The sequence below is a fragment of the Gemmatimonadaceae bacterium genome (genome assembly GCA_020852815.1).
In the GTDB taxonomy this organism is placed as follows: Bacteria; Gemmatimonadota; Gemmatimonadetes; order Gemmatimonadales; family Gemmatimonadaceae; genus SCN-70-22.
This window is the reverse complement of sequence record JADZAN010000038.1, coordinates 13,773-32,982: the sequence shown is the minus strand read 5'-3', so window position 1 is coordinate 32,982 and position 19,210 is coordinate 13,773. Positions and strand designations below refer to the sequence as shown.

Genomic DNA, 19,210 nt, shown 5'->3' with positions numbered 1-19,210 from the left:
TGGTGATCGCCCCGCGGCGCACACTCCCCCCGCTGGAGTGCTCGCGCGGGACCAGCCCCGCATAGGCCATCAGCTGCCGCGCGGTGGCGAAACGGCGCAGCGTCCCGACTTCGCTCACGAGCGTCGTCGCGGTCAGGCATTGCACGCCGCGCAGGGCGGCGAGCGCGCCCACCAGCGCCTGCTGCGCGGGCGCGAGCGTGGGCAGTGCCGCCGTGATCGCCTGCTCGAGCCGCCGCACGCGCGCGGCGACGTGGTCGAGCTCCGCCCGATACTCCTCAAAGACCGTTTGCAGCACCGCGGTGTCGAAGCGGACCCGCGCCAGCCACAGCTGATGCCGCCCCGTCCAACTGCGCATCCCCTCCGGCCGGTGGCGGCCATGGCGGAGCAGGAACTTGCCCACGCGGTGCCGCGCCCGCAGTTGGTCCTGCTTGGCGACCTCGCGGGCGCGCACGAGATCGCGCAGCGCTTCGGTGGCCGGATCGGGGACCCACACCGGCGTGAGGTCCCCCGCGCGATGACACCGCGCGAGGCGTCCCGCATCGCGCCGGTCCGTCTTCACGCGATCGCCCGCCTTGGTGGGAATCAGGCTCGGCGCGACGACACTGCAGGCGATGCCGAGGCCGGCCAGCTGCCAGTAGAGCGCGTAGCCGGTCGGGCCGGCCTCGTAGCAGACGCGCAGCGTCTCCGCCTCCCCGAGCTTCGCCAGGAGTTTCCGCACCGCCTCCGGACGATTCGGGATCGTCCCGCACTCCTGGAGCGTCCCATCGGCGTCGGCCACGGCGGCGGTAATCGTCTCGGCGTGGACATCCAACCCGACATAGCGCACTGTACGTGACATAGGCGACCGGCTCCGTCGTGTTGTGGCTCTGGTCCGTCGGCTCGTCCGGCGGCGTAACCCACGTTACCACGACCGCGAGCCGGTCGCTTCATTCTGACTGACCCCAGGAATCTGCCCCCCAAACGCCTCTACCGCCTACGCGGCGTGCCCTACGAGGACGTCGGGAGCCATTTGGACGGGCGATTTGGCGAATCGGGGAGGATCAGGGAAAGTCGGGGTCAGAGTCACCGAGAAATTGGTTCGGTGACTCTGACCCCGATTGCTCTGACCCCGATTGCTGACACCAGCCGAGGACGCCAATTCGACCCACGACAATCCCACCCCCCGCCCCCCCCATTCCCGCCATCCCCCCCACCCGCGCGTAGTGCAATCCCCGACAGTCGCAACGCTTCGCCCCCACCTCGCTCTCCCCCGCCCCACTCCACCCACAACCACTCCCTTCAGCCGACGGCCAGCTGCGTCGATCCTCTCGTTACTGGGAATCGCCGGACGTCTGTCCGTGCGATGACGGCACCACGCGCGGGCATGGCTCGCGGACGGTGGAGCGCCCAGCTTCCGTCCAGCTGCAATCCCTGCACATCATGACGTACCGATCGGCCACCCGTGCCTGCCTTCTCCTGGCCTTGTCGTTGGGATCGTACGCCCGACCGCTCGGCGCCCAGCGCGCGACCGCGGATTCCGCGATCATGGAGCTGTCACTCGAACAGCTCATGGGCGTCGAGGTGCGCAGCGTCTCGCGCCGCGAGGAGCGGGTCTTCGAGGCCCCGGCTGCGGTCTTCGTCCTCACCGCCGCCGACCTCCGGCGCACCGGTGTGTCATCGGTCCAGGAAGCCTTGCAGCTGGCGCCAGGGATCCAGGCGGCGCAGCTCCGCTCCTCGCAGTGGGCCATCGGCTCGCGCGGCTTCGCCGGCCAGTACGCCAACAAGCTCCTCGTCCTCATCGACGGCCGCTCGGTCTACTCCCGGCTCTTCGCGGGGGTCATCTGGGAGGAGGAGAATCTCCCGATCTCCGAGATCGAGCGCATCGAGGTCATTCGCGGCCCCGGCGCCACGCTCTGGGGGGCGAATGCGGTGAACGGGGTCATCAACATCGTCACCAAGGCGGCCTCCGCCACCGACGGGTCGCTGGCCACGGCGCGCTACGGGCGCGACGGCCAGGCGGAAGTCGCACTGCAGCACAGCGGGAGCGCGGGCGAGGCCTGGAGCTATCGCCTGTTTGCCAATCGCAAGGCAGGCGATGCCCTCGGCTCGCTGGCCGGCGGTGAGTCCAACGACGACTGGAAGCTCCTCCGTACCGGCGTGCGCACGATGTGGAAGCGTGCGGGCGATCGCCTCACGGTCTCCGCGGATGCGCATCAGCTCAAGTACGGGACAAACTTCCCGCAGGCGCGCGCCGAGCCGCCGTACCTGTTCCAGCTCCCGGAGCGGAACGACTTCAGCGGCGGCCACGCCTTGGCGCGCTGGGAGCGGACGCTCTCGCCGGGCTCGGCGCTCACGCTGCAGGGCTACCTCTCGTACAACCATCGCAACGCGATGAGCAGCCTGGACGAGAAGGAACGCACGATCGACCTCGAGGTGCAGCACCAACTGACAATCGCCGAGCGGCAGCGCGTGGTTTGGGGCGGCGGCTACCGCTCCGTGGATGAGCACAACCGCGGCATCCTGGACATGGTCTTCAGCCCCGTCCGGGTCACCGAGCAGTTCTTCAACGCCTTTGTCCAGGACGAGATCGCCCTGGTGCCGCACCGTGCCTTCGTCACGTTAGGCGGCAAGCTGGAACGCAATCCATACTCGGGGTGGGAGCTGCAACCCAAGGCCAGCCTGAGCGTGCTCCCGTCGGCGCGCCAGACGCTGTGGGCCAGCGTGGCGCGCGCGGTGCGCATCCCGGCCAGCGTGGACCGCAATGTCGACTACCCGCAGGCGATCATTCCCTCGCAAGTCGGCGGCCCGCCAACGGTCGTGGCGCTGGTGGGGAATCCCGACCTCGGTTCCGAGGTCCTCATCGCCTCCGAGGCTGGCTATCGCGTGCGTCCCACGAGTTCCGTCTCGATCGACCTTGCGGTCTACTGGAATCACTATCCCAAGGTCCGAATCTTCGAGCGCAGCGAACCGCAGTACGTCCCCACGCCGCCGCCTGGCGTGGTGCGCATCGCGGCGACGGCACAAACGACGGGGCGCGCCGACATCTCGGGCGCGGAGCTGCTCTCGCGCTGGGAGCCGACGGCGGGATGGGTGCTCGAGGGAGTCTACTCGTACCTGAACTGGGACTACTCCCGCACCCCTACAGCGCTGGAGCAGGGGGCCGATCGTGCAGGCTCGGCGCCGCGCCACCAGTTCCGGATGCGGTCGGCGTCGTCGCTCCCCGGGAACATCGACGTGGACCTCACCTATCGCTATGTCGCCGACTTGCCGTCGTTTGGCGTGACGAGTCGTCACGCCGTCGACGGGAGGCTCGCCTGGTCGCCCAATGCGCACATCGAGTGGGCCCTGGGCGGGCGCAACATGCTGTCACCGCCGCAGGCGGAGTTCCTCTCCGAGTCGCGCACGATTCCATCCCGCATTCCGTGGAGCGTGTACAGCTCGGTCACCGTTCGACGCTAGACGCGCGCGTTCATGTACGTCTGGCGTAATGTGAGGCGCACCTTACGACGCGCGTTGCTGCCGGTCCTCCTTCCGGGGATGATCGGTGGCGCGACCGGGGGACCGCAGGGCGAGCCGTCAGACTCGCAGCTGCGCGCGGCCTTCCTTTTCCGCTTTGGCCAGTACGCGTCGTGGCCCAAAGGGTCCGACGGAGCGTCGGCGACCGCGCCGTTCGTCATCGGCGTCTTCGCCGACCCGGCGCTCCTCAAGGAGATGGCGCGCCTGGTGGCCGGACGTATGATCGAGGGGCGCACGGTCAGCGTGCGTGCGGTCGACCAGGTCGAAGACCAGGAGGGGCTCGCGGTGCTCTTTCTCGGCACCGACGATCCGCTGTTGATCGGTAGGGCGATCCGCGTGGCGCGCGCACGCGGCATTCTCACGGTCGGCTACACGGACGGCTTTGCCGAGCGTGGCGGCATGATCAACTTCTTCCACGAGGATGCCAAGCTCCGCTTCGAGGTCAACGTCGACGCGACCGCGAACGCCGGGCTGCGCCTCAGTTCGCAATTGCTCCGTCTGGCTCGCCTGGTCAAGTCGCAGGGAGGTGAGCCGTGAGCGCGCTCGACCATCTGCGAAACCAGCCCCTTCGTCGCAAGTTCACGGCGTTCATCGTGCTCACCGCCGCCGTGGCGCTCATCGTCTCGTCCGTCGGCGTGGTGGTGTGGGATCAGTACGAATTCCGTCGCAAGCTGCCGCAGGAGCTGCGCGGGCTGGCGGGGATCGTGGGAACCAACGTCCAGTCGGCGCTCGACTTCAACGACACGGAAGCCGCGCTGAAGACGCTTGCCAACCTTGGCACGGAGCGCGGCATTGTCTCGGCGGTCGTCTATGATGGCGCCGGCCGTCCCTTCGCGCACTATGCGCGCGATGCACACGCCGCGCGGCAGATCCCCGTGCGCGCCGGCCCGGATGGACACGCGTTCGTCGGCGATCAGCTGGAGGTGAACGTCCCCATCCGGCGCGGCTCGGAGCTGCTGGGCTCCGTTTATCTCAAGTCGGAGCTCACCGCCCTCACCGAGCGCCTGCGCGCGGTGGTGGGAATCATGGGCGCCGTGCTGGTGGGAACGGTGCTGGTGTCGATCGTCCTCTCCAGCGTCGTGCTGGGGCTCGTCACCGAACCGATCTTGCGGCTGGCGGGAGTGGCGCGCGACGTCTCCACGCACCAGGACTACTCGGTGCGCGCCGAGCCGCACGGCAACGACGAGGTGGGAACGCTGATCACCGCGTTCAACGGGATGCTGGACGAGATCCAGAAGCGCGACGATGCGCTCACGGATGCGCGGGAGAACCTGGAGCGACGCGTTGGGGAGCGGACCCTCGCGCTCACGATGGAGATCACCGAGCGCGAGCGCACCGAGGCGCAGTTGCGCGTTGCCAAGGACGAGGCCGAGGCGGCGGCGCGGGCCAAGAGCGAATTTCTCGCCACGATGAGCCACGAGATTCGCACACCGATGAACGGCGTCCTGGGGATGACGGAGCTGATGCTCGATACCGAGCTGTCGTCGCGCCAGCGCGAGTACGTCCTCGCGATCCAGCAGTCGGGGGAGTCGCTCCTCACGATCATCAATGACATTCTCGACTTCTCGAAGGTCGAGGCGGGGAAGTTCGACATCGAGAACGTCGAGTTCGACCTCCCGCGCGTGGTGGGCGATGCGGTCGACCTCTTTGCGCGAAAGGCAGCGGAGAAGCAGATCACGCTGCGCTCGACGGTGGCACCGGCGGCGCGGCGCATGGTGGGAGGCGATCCCACGCGCGTGCGGCAGATCATCCTCAACCTGGTGGGCAACGCGATCAAGTTCACCGCGCGTGGCGAGGTGAGCATCGACACGACCGTCCAGGAGGACGACGGCACCAGCATGCTGGTGCGCATCGCGGTACGCGACACGGGAATCGGCGTCGATGCCGACACGGTGGCGCGTCTCTTTGAGCCGTTCACGCAGGCCGACAGCAGCACCAGCCGCAAGTACGGCGGGACGGGGCTTGGCCTGGCGATCAGCCGCAAGCTCACGGAGCTGATGGGCGGTGAGGTGGGCGTGGAAAGCGCGTCGGGCCAGGGGAGTACGTTCTGGTTCACCGTGCGGGTGCGCCGCGTGGACGCGGCCGGCGGCGCCCCCCGCGTGGCAGACGCCGCGCCGCCAGCAGCAACCGAGGCGCGCGGTTCCCAGGCGAGCAACCTGGACGGGAGCGCCGCGCCGGTACTGCACGCGCTGGCGCACGAGGCGACGGCAGAGGAGGCGCAGCTCCACACGCGCGACGTGGTGCGCAACTCCTTCCTTGGTACACGGGTGCTGCTGGCGGACGACAACGACATCAACCAGTTCGTGGCGCGCTCCTTCCTCGACACGTTGGGCTGCGCCGTGGTCGTCGTACCGACAGGGGCTGACGCGGTGGAGGCGGCGCGGGAGCGCGACTTCGACATCATCCTCATGGACTGCCAGATGCCGGAGATGGACGGCTACGATGCCACGCGCGTCATCCGTGCCGAACGTTCACATGAGGCGCGCCGCATCCCGATCGTCGCCCTCACGGCGTCGGCGATCGACGGGGAGCGCGAGCGGTGCCTGTCGGCGGGAATGGACGACTACCTCTCGAAGCCGTTCCGCCTCGACGAGCTGTTCGTCGTCTTCCGGCGCTGGTGCGGACAGTTGGAGCAGGGAGTCACCGATGCCCCACTCGCCCTCGGGCGTGGCGCGTGGCAGGAGAGCGGGACGACCAGCTCCGTCTGGAACGACATCGTGGGCGAGGAACGTCCACCGCGCAACGCCGCGCCGGCCAACGAGCGGATGCATCGCATCCTGGGCCAGGGCTCGGCGCTCGACGTGGGATCGCTGCGCCGCGAGAGCGATTCGGCCACCGCGCCCTCGCAGCGGCGCACATCGATCCGCTGGTATCGCCAATCGGCGCCACAACTGTTGCAGGCGCTGCGTGATTCGGTGGTCGCCGACGATCGGCAGGCCGTGCGGGGGCTCGCGCACGAGTTCCAGCGCAGCAGCGCCCACGTGGGGGCGACGCAGCTGGCGGGCCTGCTGCGAACGATGGAGCGCCTGGTGGAGCTGGTCTCGATCGAGGAGCTGGAACTCCGCTGCGCCGAGGTAGAGCTTGCCTACGAAGCCGCCGAACGCGAACTGGACGCGGTGGAGGCGGGAGAGCGGGAGTGACGGTGCGCCCGCTCCCGTCCTCCCCAGCCTTCGCTGAACAAGCTTCCCCGTAAGTAGTTCTCAGTCGTACCGCAGCGCTCGCATCGGCTGCGTGCGGCTGGCCCGCAGCGCCGGCACCCACCCAGCGCCAATAGCCACCGCACCCAGCAGGAGCACCGCGGCGCCGAAGACGAGCGGGTCGTGCCCGTCCAGCCCGTACAGGAGCGAGCGCGCCGCGCGCCCGATCCCGAGCGCGCCCAGCGCTCCGATGGTGGCTCCCACACCGGCCATGATCGCGACCTGGCGCAGGATCATCCATTGCACGCGGCCACGATCGGCGCCTAACGCCATGCGCACCCCGATCTCCCGCGTGCGTTGCGACACGGAGTAGGCGAGCACGCCGTACAGCCCCACCGCGGCCAGCAGCGTTGCCAGGCAGGCGAAGGCCGCCGACAGGATGGAGATCATGCGGTCGAGGAAGACGTTCTCCCGCAGTTGCTGCGGCAGCGTCTTGAGGTCCTGCACGGGGAGCGCGGGATCGACCTTCTTCATCATCTGGGGAATCGCTGCCACCAGTTGGTCGCCGGGGAGACGCGTCCGCGCGTAGAAGTACATCTGTCCAATGATCCCCTGCTGCTGCCACGGGAGATAGAAGACGGGCTGCGGCGCGCCCTTGGCGGAGTTGTAGGCCACGTTGGGGACGACGCCGACGATCTGGATCCCGAGCGAGTCGTTGCCGCTGGCGCGTCCCATGAACTTCCCCACGGCCTCTCGCCCCAGCTTGAACTTCTCGACGAACGCCTCGTTGACGATCGCCACTCGGCTGCCGCCGTATTGGTCGCTGGCCGTGAAGTCACGCCCCGCCGCCAGGCGCGCCCCGATCATCGTGAAGTAGCCGGCGCCGATGGCGTTGTAGCGCGAGTTGCAGTCGACATCGGGCAGGCACTCGAAGCCCTGCACGCGCACATCGTTCCCCCAACTGTCGCCCGACAGGAGCGGGACGATCGACGACGTCACGCCAGTCACCCCCGGCATGGCGCGCAGCTCCTCCTCGATGCGCGAGTAGAGCACCTTGGCTCTCAGCGTATCGTACCCTACACGGAGCGGCGAGACGCTGAACGTCGCCACGGAGTCGACGCGAATCCCCAGATCGACACGGCTCACGTTGACGAGGCTTTTGAGGAAGAGCCCAGCGGAGACGAGCAGGGCGGTGGAGAGCGCGATCTGTGCGACGGCGAGCCCGGTGCGAAAGCGCGAGGCGACGCCGCCGGCAATCTGGCCGGCGCCGGCGCGGATGGACGAGATGAGATCGGCGCGCGTGGAGTGCAGGGCGGGGAAGAGACCGAACAGGAAGCCGGTGGCCACGGCGAGCGCGCCGGCAAAGAGGAGCACCGGGAGCTGCAACGTGAAGGCGAGTGTCGTCGCCCCTTCCGGCGGGAGCATCGCGGCGATGCCCTGCAGCGTCCAGCGCGCCACGAGGAGCGACACCAAACCGCCGAGTGCCGCCAGGACGAGCGATTCCACCAGGAGCTGCCTGACGAGGCGCGAGCGCGAGGCGCCAAGGGCGAGCCGTACCCCCATCTCCGTGGCGCGGTTGGCACCGCGGGCCAGGAGGAGGTTGGCAATGTTGGCGCAGGCGATGAGGAGGACGACCCCGGTGATGGCAAAGAGCATCGTCAACGGGGTGCGCGCTTCCCCCTGCATCGAGCTCATCCCGCGCGCGCCCGGCTTGAGGACCACGCGCTTCTCCTTGAAACGCTTCAGCGTCGCCTCGCTGATCGCCTGCTGCAGCGGCGCCTCGACGTCGGTGAGGATTGGGGCAATGATGCGGTCGAGCGACGCCTTGGCCGCTTCCATCGTCACCGCCGGCTTGAGGCGCCCGAAGACGTAGACCCAGTAGTCGCGGCGGTTCTCCAGCCCCTTGTAGTCACCGACCCAGACGCGCGACTGCATGGGTGTGTAGACGAGGGGTTGCGAGCCTAACGTGGGCCCATCAAACCCCTCGGGGGCGACGCCGATGATGGTGAAGGCGCGCCCGTTGAGTCGCAGGAGCTGCCCCACCGCATCGCGCTTTCCCTGGAAGCGATCCTGCCAGAAGCGGTGACTGAGCACCGCCACCATGTTGTCGCTCCCCGGCTCGTTGTCCTTGGGCTGGATGAGGCGTCCAACGGCGGGTTGCAGCCCGAGTGTGGAGAAGAAGCTCCCCGTGACGAGCATTCCGTCGCCCACCGTGGGTTCGTCGCCGAGGGCGATGCTGGCGCCGTAGATGCGAAGCCCGGCGATCCCCGCCAGCCCGTGGTCGGCGCGCTCGAGGTCGCGGAACATCGGATAGCTCCAGATGATCCCGTCGCCACACCCCGACTGGTTGCACGAGTCGCTCCCCTGGATGGGGCCGGGGAGTTCGAGATTCACCAGCGCCTCAGGGTTCGCCACCGGGAGCGGACGCAGGAGCATCTGGTCGAAGAGCGAGTAAATGGCGGCGTTGGCGCCAATGCCCAGGGCCAGCGAGAGGATGGCCACGGCGTTGACGAACGGCGTCGTGCGCAGCGAGCGGATGGCGTAGCGAAGGTCGCGCATCGGCGGCGAGGGGGAGCGGCGAAGGGGCTAGGCGTGGGAGAACCTCCCCTTCGGACAGGCGAGCCTGGTCGGAAGGTTTGCACGCGCTGCCGACGCCGTTTCGGGCGCTTGGTCGGTTGTGCGGGCCGTCGCCGAACCGTCACCTTTCAGGCACGCCGCAGCGCCACCTGCCCAGCCGCCTCGCCCACTCACCGCCATGCCCGCGCTCGTTCGCCCCGATCGCAACACCTACTTCATGGGAATCGCCATGGCCGTGCGCGCCCGGGCCGACTGCACGGGGCTCAAGGTCGGTGCGATCATCGTGCGCGACCGGCGCATCGTCTCGTCAGGCTACAACGGGACGCCCGAGGGGATGACCAACTGCTCGGCGGGTGGCTGCCACCGCTGCGCCAATCGCGACACGTATCCCTCCGGCACCGCGTACGACCTCTGCATCTGCGTGCACGCCGAGCAGAATGCGTTGCTGGCGGCGGCGCGCTTCGGGATCGCGGTGGAAGGGGCGACGCTCTACACCACCGTGCGCCCGTGCTTTGGTTGCACCAAGGAGATGTTGCAGGCGGGGATCCACAAGGTGTATTACCTGCACGACTGGGTGCATCCCGACGCCGACAAGCAGAAGCAGTACGAGGTGCTGCAGGCTCGCTTCCATGGCGGGATCGACTGGCTCGACATGGCGGATCCCGACGCTGCGTGGGCGGGGGCGCGCGCCGCCGTCGCCACCGACCTGCCTGACGAGCATGGGCATCGCTGACGCCAACCGACCGAGTGCGCCACCATGACGCCTAACGCCCCGAGCGACACCACCATCCGCCCCGCCATCCGCGCCGACCTCCCCCGACTGGGCCGGCTTGGCGCGCTCCTCGTCGACGAGCACCATGGCTTCGACGAGCGGCGCTTCATCCCCACGCGCGAACGCACGCCGGCGGACTACGCGAGCTTCCTCATCCGCCAGCTCGACGATCCCAAGTCGATCGTCCTCGTGGCCGACGACCACGGCGACGTGATCGGCTACGTGTACGCCACCGACGAAGGGCACGACTACATGTCGCTGCGTGGCCCCGCCGGTGTCCTGCAGGACATCCTGGTCGCCCCCGAGTTCCGGCGGCGCGGTGTGGGCGAGCAGCTCCTCACCGCGGCCATCGACACGCTCCGCGCGCGCGGCATCTCGCAGATCGTCCTGTCCACGGCCGAGCGGAACGCCGAGGCGCAGCGGCTCTTCGCGCGCGCCGGCTTTCGGCGCACGATGGTGGAGATGACGCGCGACTTCGGGCGCGATGCGGAGGGGTAGGTTCGCATTGGCTGGAGGGACGCAGCGCTACGCGTGCCCACGCCGCTCCCGCCATCGCGCCGCGACCGGCGCCAGCGCCTCGCGCGCATACGCGTGCGTCTCGCGCTCCAGCTGCTTCCCCACCTCCGCGTCCGCGCCGAACAGCCCGAAGCTGCCTAAAGGCGGCGTGAGGATGCAGACGTTCTCCCGCTCCCCCAGGCGCTCCATCGCCGCCTGCTGGTGGAAGCTCGGGATCGCCATCGCGTGGTACAGGATCTCCACGATGCGGGGGGGACGCGGTTTCTTCTTTCCCGTCAGGCGCCGCCACAGGTAGCGCCACCCGCTTATCCACGTTCCGTAGCGCATCGTGTTCGCGAAGGCCGGCTCGCCCGGCTTGGAAGAGATCTCGAGGTTGCTCCCGATCGTCAGGCCGAAGGCGACCTCCTCGCCGAAGACGTCCATCGGGAGGTAGTTGAGGATCGCTCCGTCGACCAGGAGCTCCTCCTCGTGCCACACGGGGGGCCAGAGGAGGGGGAGCGACCCCGAGGCGCGCAGTAACTTCCAGATGGGGCCTCGCCGATACAGCGCGAGGCGATGGCGTCGGATGTCGACCGCGGTGATCGTGACCGGGACGAGCTGATCCTCCAGCTGCCGCTCCCCAAAGACGGCCTGCAGCACCTCTCCCGCTTCCTTGCCGCTGGTAAGCGCAGTGTAGGGCGGCTGGAACTGCCGGAGCGTCGGGATGCCGTCCTTGATGATGCGCAGCGCGTGCGCCAGCGTCGCCTCGTACGACCACCCGCAGGCGAGGAGCGCGGCGACGCCGGCGCCGGAGCTGCTCCCTGCCATGACGTCGATGGGGAGCGCGTGCTCGCGCATGGCGCGCACCGCGCCGAAGTGCGCGGGCGCGCGCGACGCCGCGCCGCTAAAGGCGATGGCGACGGCGCGCCCCGTGAGGCGACGCGCGAGGCGGTCGAGGTCCTCGCGCGACCCCTCGCGCAGGTGGTGGTGCGTGTGCGACGCGCGTTCGGCCAGCCACGCGGCCGTCCCGCGCGCCTCGCCGATCCCCGCCGGCTGCAACAAGACCAGGTGACAGGCGCCGGCGAAGGCAGTGGCGCCGATCGCCTGTTCCGGCGCGCCGTCGTGTCCTGAGCCGCGAGGCGCGGCGGCGATGGTGGGGACGGCAAGAAGCCCCGCCTCCACCAATCGCCGGGCCGGCGAGGCACTGGCATCGGTCACGAACAGGAGCGCATCGCTCTGCCGCACCGCGCGCCGCGCCCACGAGTCAACCTCGCTGCCGCACACGAGGATGACCGTCTCGTGCTGCTCCTCCAACCGATTGAGCCAGGCGATGATCTCGGCGTCGCCCACGTCGCCACGCCGCGTCGTCGACGCCTGCGCGCCTAACGCCGAGTCGAGGCGCGCGGTGTCGACCACCGTGGTGTCGGAGCCTGCGTGTCGCATTGCCTCGGCGAGTTGCGCGGCGAAGGCGCGCACGCGTCCCGGCTCGGCGAGCGGGATGATGGAGATCGTGCGCCCGCGCTTGACCCCGGGGTCGCCCTCGCCAAACGAGCGCGTGACGACATCGCGGGCGATGACGCGCGCCATCACCCGCGCGAAGCCGACCGAGCGCTCCATCAGCGAGAGGACCTGTTCACGCTCCAGTCGCGCCACGGTGCTGTCGCGCACCGCGCGCACCGACTCACTCTGCGGCACACCGGACAGGAGCGCCGCCTCTCCGACCACCGACCCCGGGCCGAGCGTGGCGAGATGCTGCTGCCGGCCGCTGGACTCTCGCACCACCTCAAGGCGTCCGGCACGCAGGAGCCAGAGCGCCTCGCTCCGTTCCCCTTGGCGCACGAGGACGTTTCCCCCGTCCACACGGTCCCAGCGCAGGGCGCGCTGCACCCATGCCAGCTCGGCCGGCGTGAGCTCTGCGAAGACCTCGAAGTCGCGCAGCCTGTCGTGCGAGCGCGCCGCCTGGCGAATACCCGCCAGGAGCAACTCGAGGCGCGCCGCCGACGGCTCGGGAAGGAGGTGCGTGCGCTTTACGCGCGCGGGGGCGCGCATGCGGCGCGTCGACTCGGCCGTCGACTGCGTACCGCTCTCCACGTAGACCACCTCGGTATGACGACGCGGTGCGCCGTCGCAAGCGACATTGCGCGCCGGCGAACCGGGAGCACTGGCGAGGAGCGGCTGCACGAGGATGACGCGATCGGCGTGCGCGGTGACCGCTGCGCCGCGCTCTCCCGTTCCTGCTGTGACGAGGTAGACCACCGTCTCCGCCCCCGCCTCGCACTCAGCCAACTCGTCGGCGAGGGCAACTGACGCGTGTGCCGCGGCATTGGTGAGGCGCACCAGGCGACCACCCGTGATCCCGGCCACCGCCGCCTCCAGCAGCGACGCCAGCTGCACCGCACGCGCGTCATCGAGCGCCTCGAGGATGACGGCAATCACGAGCGGGTCAGGGGGGACGGTATGCAGCCCCTCGTCGCGCGCCTGTGCAATGGTGCTCGAGCGCGTGAGCTGCGAGAGGGCAAACGCGCCAGTCGCCCCGCCGCCCTGCTCCCAAATGGCACGCGCCGGGAGACGTGCGACGCGCGAATGGCGAATCGCCGTTACGCTCGATGGCGACGGGGCGCCGAGCAGCGACTCGGCCATCCCGATGACCGCGCCGCGCGTCCCCCAGCGCGGGAGCTCGCCCGGCGTCTCGACTTCGACGACGCCGCACTCGACGACGATAAGGTCGCGCACCGTCTCTCCCACGGTGCGCAAGACGCTCCCAGGCGGAATGGCTTCGACAGCAAGCTCGTGCAACAGGCGGTCGCGGTCGCCGTCGTCGGCGATGAGCGACCGGAGCGCTTTCTCGACATGCTCGTGCAGGCAACCCTCCGGAGGGGAGAAGGGGTGTGGGTGGCGGCCACTCGACGGTCGGGCCGCCAACCTAACCCCCGGGTGCGACCTCCGACACCGGGGGCCCCGGATCGTTCTTCGCGGCATGACGGCAGCGCGCAAGGCACGAATGCACAACCAGCCACGAGACGGCGGAACCCGTTCGCACGCCGGGGTACCACCGCATCATCGTCCACGAGCCGACGATATGCGTACGGTACAACGCGCCGCCCTCGGGGTGGCGATTCTCTCGGCGGTCACCCTGGGCGTGGGGTGTCACCGCGGCAAGGGCCAGGCGCCGGAGCCCGTCCTCACGCCCATCACGCTCTATGTCCGCAATAGCGGCTTCTTCGACGTCAACATCTACTCGCTGACTTCCGCCGGCATCAGCTCGCGCGTTCGCCTTGGCATGGTCGGCGGGAACTCGAAGAGCCAGATCATCGTGCGGCCGGCGGCGCTGCGATCCGACGGTGGACTCGTCCTCTACCTCCATACCATCGGGTCGAGCTACTACTGGACCACGCCGATGGTCCTCGTGCATTCGGACCTCGTGGCCTGCCTCGACATCCTGACCAATCCGGATGGAAACCTGAACCGATCGACGCTCTACACGCTGCCCAAGTCGCGCGCCGCCGACATCGTGGACGCGACGGCGGCGAGCGCGACCAGCGGGGGGGTAAATTCATCGGTGAACGCAGGGGAGTGCGGGAGCTAGCGCGGACTCGGCGGGCCGCGGCGCCGGGGGCGCGAGAATGCAGGTGCGGGGCGCTTCGCCGTATGGCGGGGCGCCCCGCGTCGCGATAACGTCTGCGCGTGCAACTCGCTCGAGTTCGCATGCGCCAGGCTCTCCTCCATCACACGCTCAAGGTGCACGGCATGCAGGATCGTTCTTCCACGCTGCGGCAGCATCGCCTCACGTCGCGCGCCGTCCGGCGACTCGTCGCCGACCTTGCCCTCGTCGCCCTGGTCCTCGTTGCGACCTCGCTCGGCGCTCGCGCACTCGCTGCGCAGGCGAAGCCCGTTCCCACCATCGCCGAGCGCACCGCGGGGATGAAGGCGATGCCCGGCTTCTTTACCCTGTACTGGGATGAGGCGACGGCCAGGCTCTACTGGGAGATTGACCATCTCGACACCGAGTTCCTCTACCAGGTGTCGATGGCGTCGGGGCTGGGGAGCAACCCGGTGGGGATCGATCGCGGGCAGTTGGGAGGGACATATGTCCTCGCGGCAAAGAAGACGGGGCCGCGCGTCCTCCTCCTCGAGCCTAACTATCGCTTCCAGGCGCGCAACAGCACCAACCCGCGCGAGGTGGAGGCGGTGCGCGATGCCTTCGCGCCGTCGGTGCACTGGGGCTTCGACGTGGTGGCCCAAACCGGGAACAGCGTGCTGGTGGATGCTACCGCGTTCTTCCTTCGCGATGCACGCGGCGTGATCCAGACGCTGGCGCGATCGGGGCAGGGCTCCTTCTCGCTCGACGCGTCGCGCAGCACGCTCTATCCGGCGGCCATCAAGTCATTCCCGAAGAACACCGAGGTCGAGGCGCTGCTCACCTTCACCAGCAGCAACCCCGGCCCATTGGTGCAGGGAGTGGCGGCGACGGGTGAGGCGGTGACGCTGCGACAGCATCACTCGTTCATCGCGCTCCCCGATGCCGGCTACACGCCGCGATTCTCCGATCCGCGCATCGGCGTGAACGGCCCCGACGTGATGGACTTCGCGCAGCCCGTCGACCAGGACATCTTCCGCCACTTCGCGTCACGCTTCCGCCTCAAGAAGCGGAACCCGTCAGCCGCAAGGTCGGAACCCGTCACTCCCATCACCTATTACGTCGACCCGGGGATCCCCGAACCGGTGCGGAGCGCGCTCGTGGAAGGGGCGAGTTGGTGGAACCAGGCGTTCGAGGCGGCGGGCTTCATCAACGCGTTCCGGGTCGCCGTCCTCCCCGACAGCGCCGACCCGGACGACATTCGCTACAACCTGATCCACTGGAACCATCGCCGCACGCGCGGCTACTCGTACGGGATGACGGTCGAGGACCCGCGCACGGGTGAGATTCTGCGCGGCAACGTGAACCTCGGCTCGCTCCGCCTGCGGCAGGACTACCTGCACGGCGTGGGGATGGTCGCGCCGTTCGGCCCTGGTGGCGGCGACAACGACGCCGAGTTCGAGGATGCACCGAGCGTGGAGTACCTGGCTGCCGTGGCGGAGAAGGGCGATGCGCTGCAGATGGCGCTGGCGCGCGTGCGGCAGCTCTCGGCGCACGAGGTGGGGCACACGTTAGGCTTTCCGCACAACTACATCGGCAGTGCGCAGAATCGCTCCACGGTGATGGACTACCCGGCCCCGCTCCCCCGCATCACTCCACAGGGAGGGATCGACCTCTCCAACGCCTACGCGGCGGGGATCGGCGACTACGACAAACTCTCCGTCACCTGGCTCTACCAGGACTTCCCCGCCGGGACCGACGAAGCCAAGGCGCTGCGCGACATTGCCGACGCCGGCGTCAAGCGCGGGCTGCGCTACGTGGGCTACACCAACAACAACTTCATCGGCGCGGGGCACCAGTACGCCTCGGTGTGGGACAACGGCGCCAACCTCGTCGACCAGCTCGTCGAGGAGATGCGCATCCGGCAGATTGGACTCGACAAGTTCGGGCCGGAGGTCATTCGCCCGGGGGAGCCGATCTCGAAGCTGGAGTTTGTCCTCCTCCCGCTGTACATGCATCACCGATTCCAACTGCGCGCAGCAGTGCAGTCGCTGGGGGGAGCCGACTACACCAACGCCATCCGCGGCGATGGGCAGCCCCCGCTCACGATCATCGCGGGCGCCGAGCAACGGCGTGCACTGGAGACGATCCTCGGCACACTCTCGGTCGACTTCCTCGCCCTTCCTGACCGCATCGTGAAGATGATCCCGCCCCCGGCGGACCGGTACGAGGAAGGCGAATCGTTCGCCCGACGCAGCGATGTGCTGTTCGACCCGATTGCGGCTGTCGAGGCCTCGGCGGCGTTCACCGTGGGCGAGATCCTACACCCGGCACGCATGACGCGGTTGGTGTCGTACGGGAGCATGGGCGACTACCCCTCGCTCGAGGAAGTGGTCGACCGCCTGGTCGCCGTGACGTGGGACGCGCCGGTTCCCAGCGACCGGTATCGCGCGCAGGTCCTGCGCACCACACAGCGCGTCGTCATCGACCAGTTGATGCGAATGGGGAGCCGCGCCGACGTCTCACCCGACGCGCGCACCGTCCTCACGGACCGCCTGGGGAAGCTGGCCCTTCGCCTGGAGCGCATCGACGTCGCCGCGCGCACGGCGCAGCAGTCAGCGGCACTGGCCGACATTCGCCGCTGGGAGAACCGCGCCGAGCAGGTGATTCCCGCCCCGCCATTGCAGCTCCCCCCCGGCGACCCGATCGGCGGCGGCGGAAGCGCCTCGAAGTCGATGATGAAAAGCGGCTCTAAAGCCAGCAAACAGCCCACACAATCGCCCCCCCCCGCGCGCGGCTCTGCCGCGCGCACTCCCGTCCCCCGTCTCCCGTCCGCCCCTCACTCGCTTCGCAACGCCTCCATCGCCTCGATCCGCGACGCACGCCACGCTGGCCCCATCGTCGAGGCCAGCGCGACCACGCCGAGCGCGAGCGCGGCGATGGAGATCGTGATGGGGTCACGCGGCGAGATGCCGAAGGCGAGCGGGCGCAGCGCTTCTCCCATGAGGTAGCTCCCCACGGCGCCGATGACGATCCCCGTCACCGCCAGCCCGCTCGCCTGCGATAGAAAATGACCGAGGATCTGTTCGCGCGTCGCGCCTAACGCCGAGCGTACCCCGATCTCGCGCACGCGCTCCCCCACCATCCCGGAGAAAACGCCGAAAATTCCCACCGCCGCAAGCACGAGCGCGGCCAGCGCAAACGACTGGAAGAGTCGCTCGGCGAATCGCCGCTGCGACGTTGCGCGCTCGAGGAGGGCAGTGAGCGTCGACACCTCGGCGATCGGGACCGCGGGGTTCACCGTGCGAATCACGTCGCGCACCTGGCGGATGATCACCTCGGCGTCCAGCGGCGACTGCACGACGAGGCGCATGTATGAGTCGGCGAACGGGTTCTGTTCTATCGGAAGATAGAGCTGTCCCGGGATCCCCTCCGTGTCGAGTGTGGGGTGACGCACGTCGCTGACCACGCCGACCACCGTGCGAAACGGCGCGTCTGGTGGTCCCATGCGGAGGCGTTGGCCTAACGGGCTGCGGTCACCGAACTGCCGCCGCGCCATCGACTCGTTGATCACGGCGACCCTGTCGCGCCCGGCCACGTCGCCTGGTTCGAAGAACCGCCCCGCCACGAGACGCAGCCCCATGATGCGCGCGTAGTCGGCCGATACGGCGAAACGGTATCCGTCGCCGTCCATCGCGCTGCGGTTGAGCGACGCATCTTCCCAACGGATCCCGAACCGGTCGTAGTCGCCCGACAGCGGGAGCTGCGACGTCAGCGCCGCCGAGGTCACACCCGGAATGGCGCGCACCCCGGCGAGCACCTCGCGCCAGAGCTGCCAGGTAAGCTCGTCCGAGGCGAAGCTCGTCCCGGTCGCGCTGATCGAGAACTCGATGCGGTCGTCGGTGATGAAGCCTACGTCGACCGCGAGCAGGCGCTGGACACTCTGCACGAGGATCCCTGCCCCAAACAGGAGGAGCAGCGACAACGCGAGTTCGGAGACGACGAGCGAGCGTCGCACGAAGTCGTGCCCGCCGCGCGCGACGGTGCGCGCCGTCGTGACGAGTCGCTCCCGAATGCGCGAGGTGTGGAGGAAGAATGCGGGAACGAGTCCGCTCACGGCGCCAAGGACGAAGACGAGCGAGACGGCAAGGGCGACGAGCGGTGCATCGAGGCGCACCTGGTCGAGTCGTGGGAGCGAACGGGGCGCCAGCGAAAGCAACCCGTCGAGCACTGCGTGGGCGAGGGCGAAGCCGAACAGCCCGCCTAACGTGGAGACGAGCAGCGCTTCCAGCAGCGTGTGACGCGCGAGACGCCAGCGAGTGGCACCGAGCGCGGCGCGGATGGTTACCTCGGTCCCTCGCTGGATGCCGCGCGCCAGGAAGAGGTTGGTGACGTTGGCGAGCGCGATGAGCACGAGGAGCGCCGCCGCCCCAAGCAGCGCGAGCAACGGACCGCGCGTCTGCTCGACCAGCTCGTCACGCAACGGGGTGACGACAATCTGGTTGGTCCCGTACTTGCCGGGGTAGGCGGTGCGCATCGTGGCGAAGTGGCGGTCGACGTCGCGCACCGCGGCCGATAGCGGGACGCCATCGGCAAGGCGAGCGACGGCTTGCAGGTGACGGCAGTCGCGACATGCCGAGTTGGAGGTGTCGGCGTAGCCGAGCGGGCGAAGGATCTCGCTGCCCGGGCGCAGGACGCTCTCGTCGCGCGCCGGGAGGATGCCGACTACGCGATGCTCGACGTCGCCAAGGCGGATGGTGCGCCCCACGATCGATGAGTCGCCACCAAAGCGGTGTTGCCACATGCCGTGCGACAGGATGACGACCCTGTTCGTGTTCGGTCGGTCTTCGTCGGGTGCAAACGGGCGCCCGAGCGCCACGCTCGTCCCCATCACGTCAAGGAAGTTCGCCGAGACGGAGAGCCCCGTCAGTCGCACGGCGTCGCCTTCGCTCGTCATGGTCGGCGACCAGTCGCTGACGGCCGCGACCGCCGCAAGGGCGGGGGTGTTGTCGCGAAGATCGGCCATGGTCAGGAACCCCAGGCGGCTGGCGGCCCCGCCCCGGCCCCCCTCACGCAGCGTGACGATGCGATCGGCGTCGCGGAAGGGGAGCGGCCCCCACAAGGCCGGGCGCGCAATGGCTGCAATCGCGCACGCCG

10 protein-coding genes are annotated in these 19,210 nt (G+C 69.1%); 7 read left to right on the top strand and 3 right to left on the bottom strand.

Features of this window, described 5'->3' with window-relative positions:
* Positions 1–838, bottom strand: an 838-nt coding sequence (locus IT359_18490) for an IS110 family transposase (protein MCC6930986.1), incomplete at its 3' end; no start/stop codon positions are given.
* A gap of 581 nt (positions 839–1,419) precedes the next feature.
* On the opposite strand from IT359_18490, the gene IT359_18485 reads away from it, so the two are divergent.
* From IT359_18485 to IT359_18475, 3 genes are read left to right on the top strand one after another with little or no spacing between them, the layout of a single operon-like run.
* Positions 1,420–3,438: a TonB-dependent receptor gene (locus IT359_18485; GenBank protein MCC6930985.1), complete on the top strand. Its 2,019-nt coding sequence runs from the start codon at positions 1,420–1,422 to the stop codon at positions 3,436–3,438.
* A 54-nt stretch (positions 3,439–3,492) separates the two neighbouring features.
* Complete coding sequence (locus IT359_18480) at positions 3,493–4,032, top strand: YfiR family protein (protein ID MCC6930984.1); 540 nt, start codon at positions 3,493–3,495, stop codon at positions 4,030–4,032.
* Positions 4,029–6,635, top strand: a complete 2,607-nt coding sequence (locus tag IT359_18475; GenBank protein ID MCC6930983.1) for a response regulator — start codon at positions 4,029–4,031, stop codon at positions 6,633–6,635. Before IT359_18480 ends, IT359_18475 begins: the two co-directional genes overlap by 4 nt.
* A 60-nt stretch (positions 6,636–6,695) precedes the next feature.
* On the opposite strand, the gene IT359_18470 is transcribed toward IT359_18475, so the two are convergent.
* Positions 6,696–9,191: an ABC transporter permease gene (locus IT359_18470; GenBank protein MCC6930982.1), complete on the bottom strand. Its 2,496-nt coding sequence runs from the start codon at positions 9,189–9,191 to the stop codon at positions 6,696–6,698.
* 196 nt (positions 9,192–9,387) lie between these two features.
* On the opposite strand from IT359_18470, the gene IT359_18465 reads away from it, so the two are divergent.
* Together IT359_18465 and IT359_18460 are read left to right on the top strand one after the other, a co-directional pair.
* The gene (locus tag IT359_18465) at positions 9,388–9,942 is read left to right on the top strand and encodes a dCMP deaminase family protein (protein ID MCC6930981.1); all 555 of its coding nucleotides are present in this window, start codon (positions 9,388–9,390) and stop codon (positions 9,940–9,942) included.
* A 24-nt stretch (positions 9,943–9,966) separates the two neighbouring features.
* Entirely contained in the window at positions 9,967–10,479 is a 513-nt protein-coding gene (locus tag IT359_18460; GenBank protein ID MCC6930980.1) for a GNAT family N-acetyltransferase, read from the top strand.
* A gap of 27 nt (positions 10,480–10,506) precedes the next feature.
* On the opposite strand, the gene IT359_18455 is transcribed toward IT359_18460, so the two are convergent.
* A complete protein-coding gene (locus IT359_18455; GenBank protein ID MCC6930979.1) occupies positions 10,507–13,230 on the bottom strand; it encodes a cyclic nucleotide-binding domain-containing protein in 2,724 nt (907 codons plus the stop codon).
* Positions 13,231–13,555: 325 nt separating this feature from the next.
* Between IT359_18455 and IT359_18450 the strand changes: the two genes are divergently transcribed.
* Positions 13,556–14,062 carry a hypothetical protein gene (locus IT359_18450; GenBank protein MCC6930978.1) on the top strand — a complete coding sequence of 169 codons (507 nt, stop codon included), beginning with the start codon at positions 13,556–13,558 and terminating at the stop codon, positions 14,060–14,062.
* Between the two features lie 119 nt (positions 14,063–14,181).
* Positions 14,182–17,064, top strand: coding sequence for a zinc-dependent metalloprotease (locus IT359_18445; protein MCC6930977.1), 2,883 nt, complete (start codon positions 14,182–14,184; stop codon positions 17,062–17,064).
* The last annotated feature ends 2,146 nt before the right edge of the window (positions 17,065–19,210 follow it).

Coding starts and splice junctions, on each gene's coding strand:
- IT359_18485 (MCC6930985.1), top strand. CDS start 1,420: ATGACGTACCGATCGGCCACCCGTGCCTGCCTTCTCCTGGCCTTGTCG.
- IT359_18470 (MCC6930982.1), bottom strand. CDS start 9,191: ATGCGCGACCTTCGCTACGCCATCCGCTCGCTGCGCACGACGCCGTTC.
- IT359_18465 (MCC6930981.1), top strand. CDS start 9,388: ATGCCCGCGCTCGTTCGCCCCGATCGCAACACCTACTTCATGGGAATC.
- IT359_18460 (MCC6930980.1), top strand. CDS start 9,967: ATGACGCCTAACGCCCCGAGCGACACCACCATCCGCCCCGCCATCCGC.
- IT359_18450 (MCC6930978.1), top strand. CDS start 13,556: ATGCGTACGGTACAACGCGCCGCCCTCGGGGTGGCGATTCTCTCGGCG.
- IT359_18445 (MCC6930977.1), top strand. CDS start 14,182: ATGCGCCAGGCTCTCCTCCATCACACGCTCAAGGTGCACGGCATGCAG.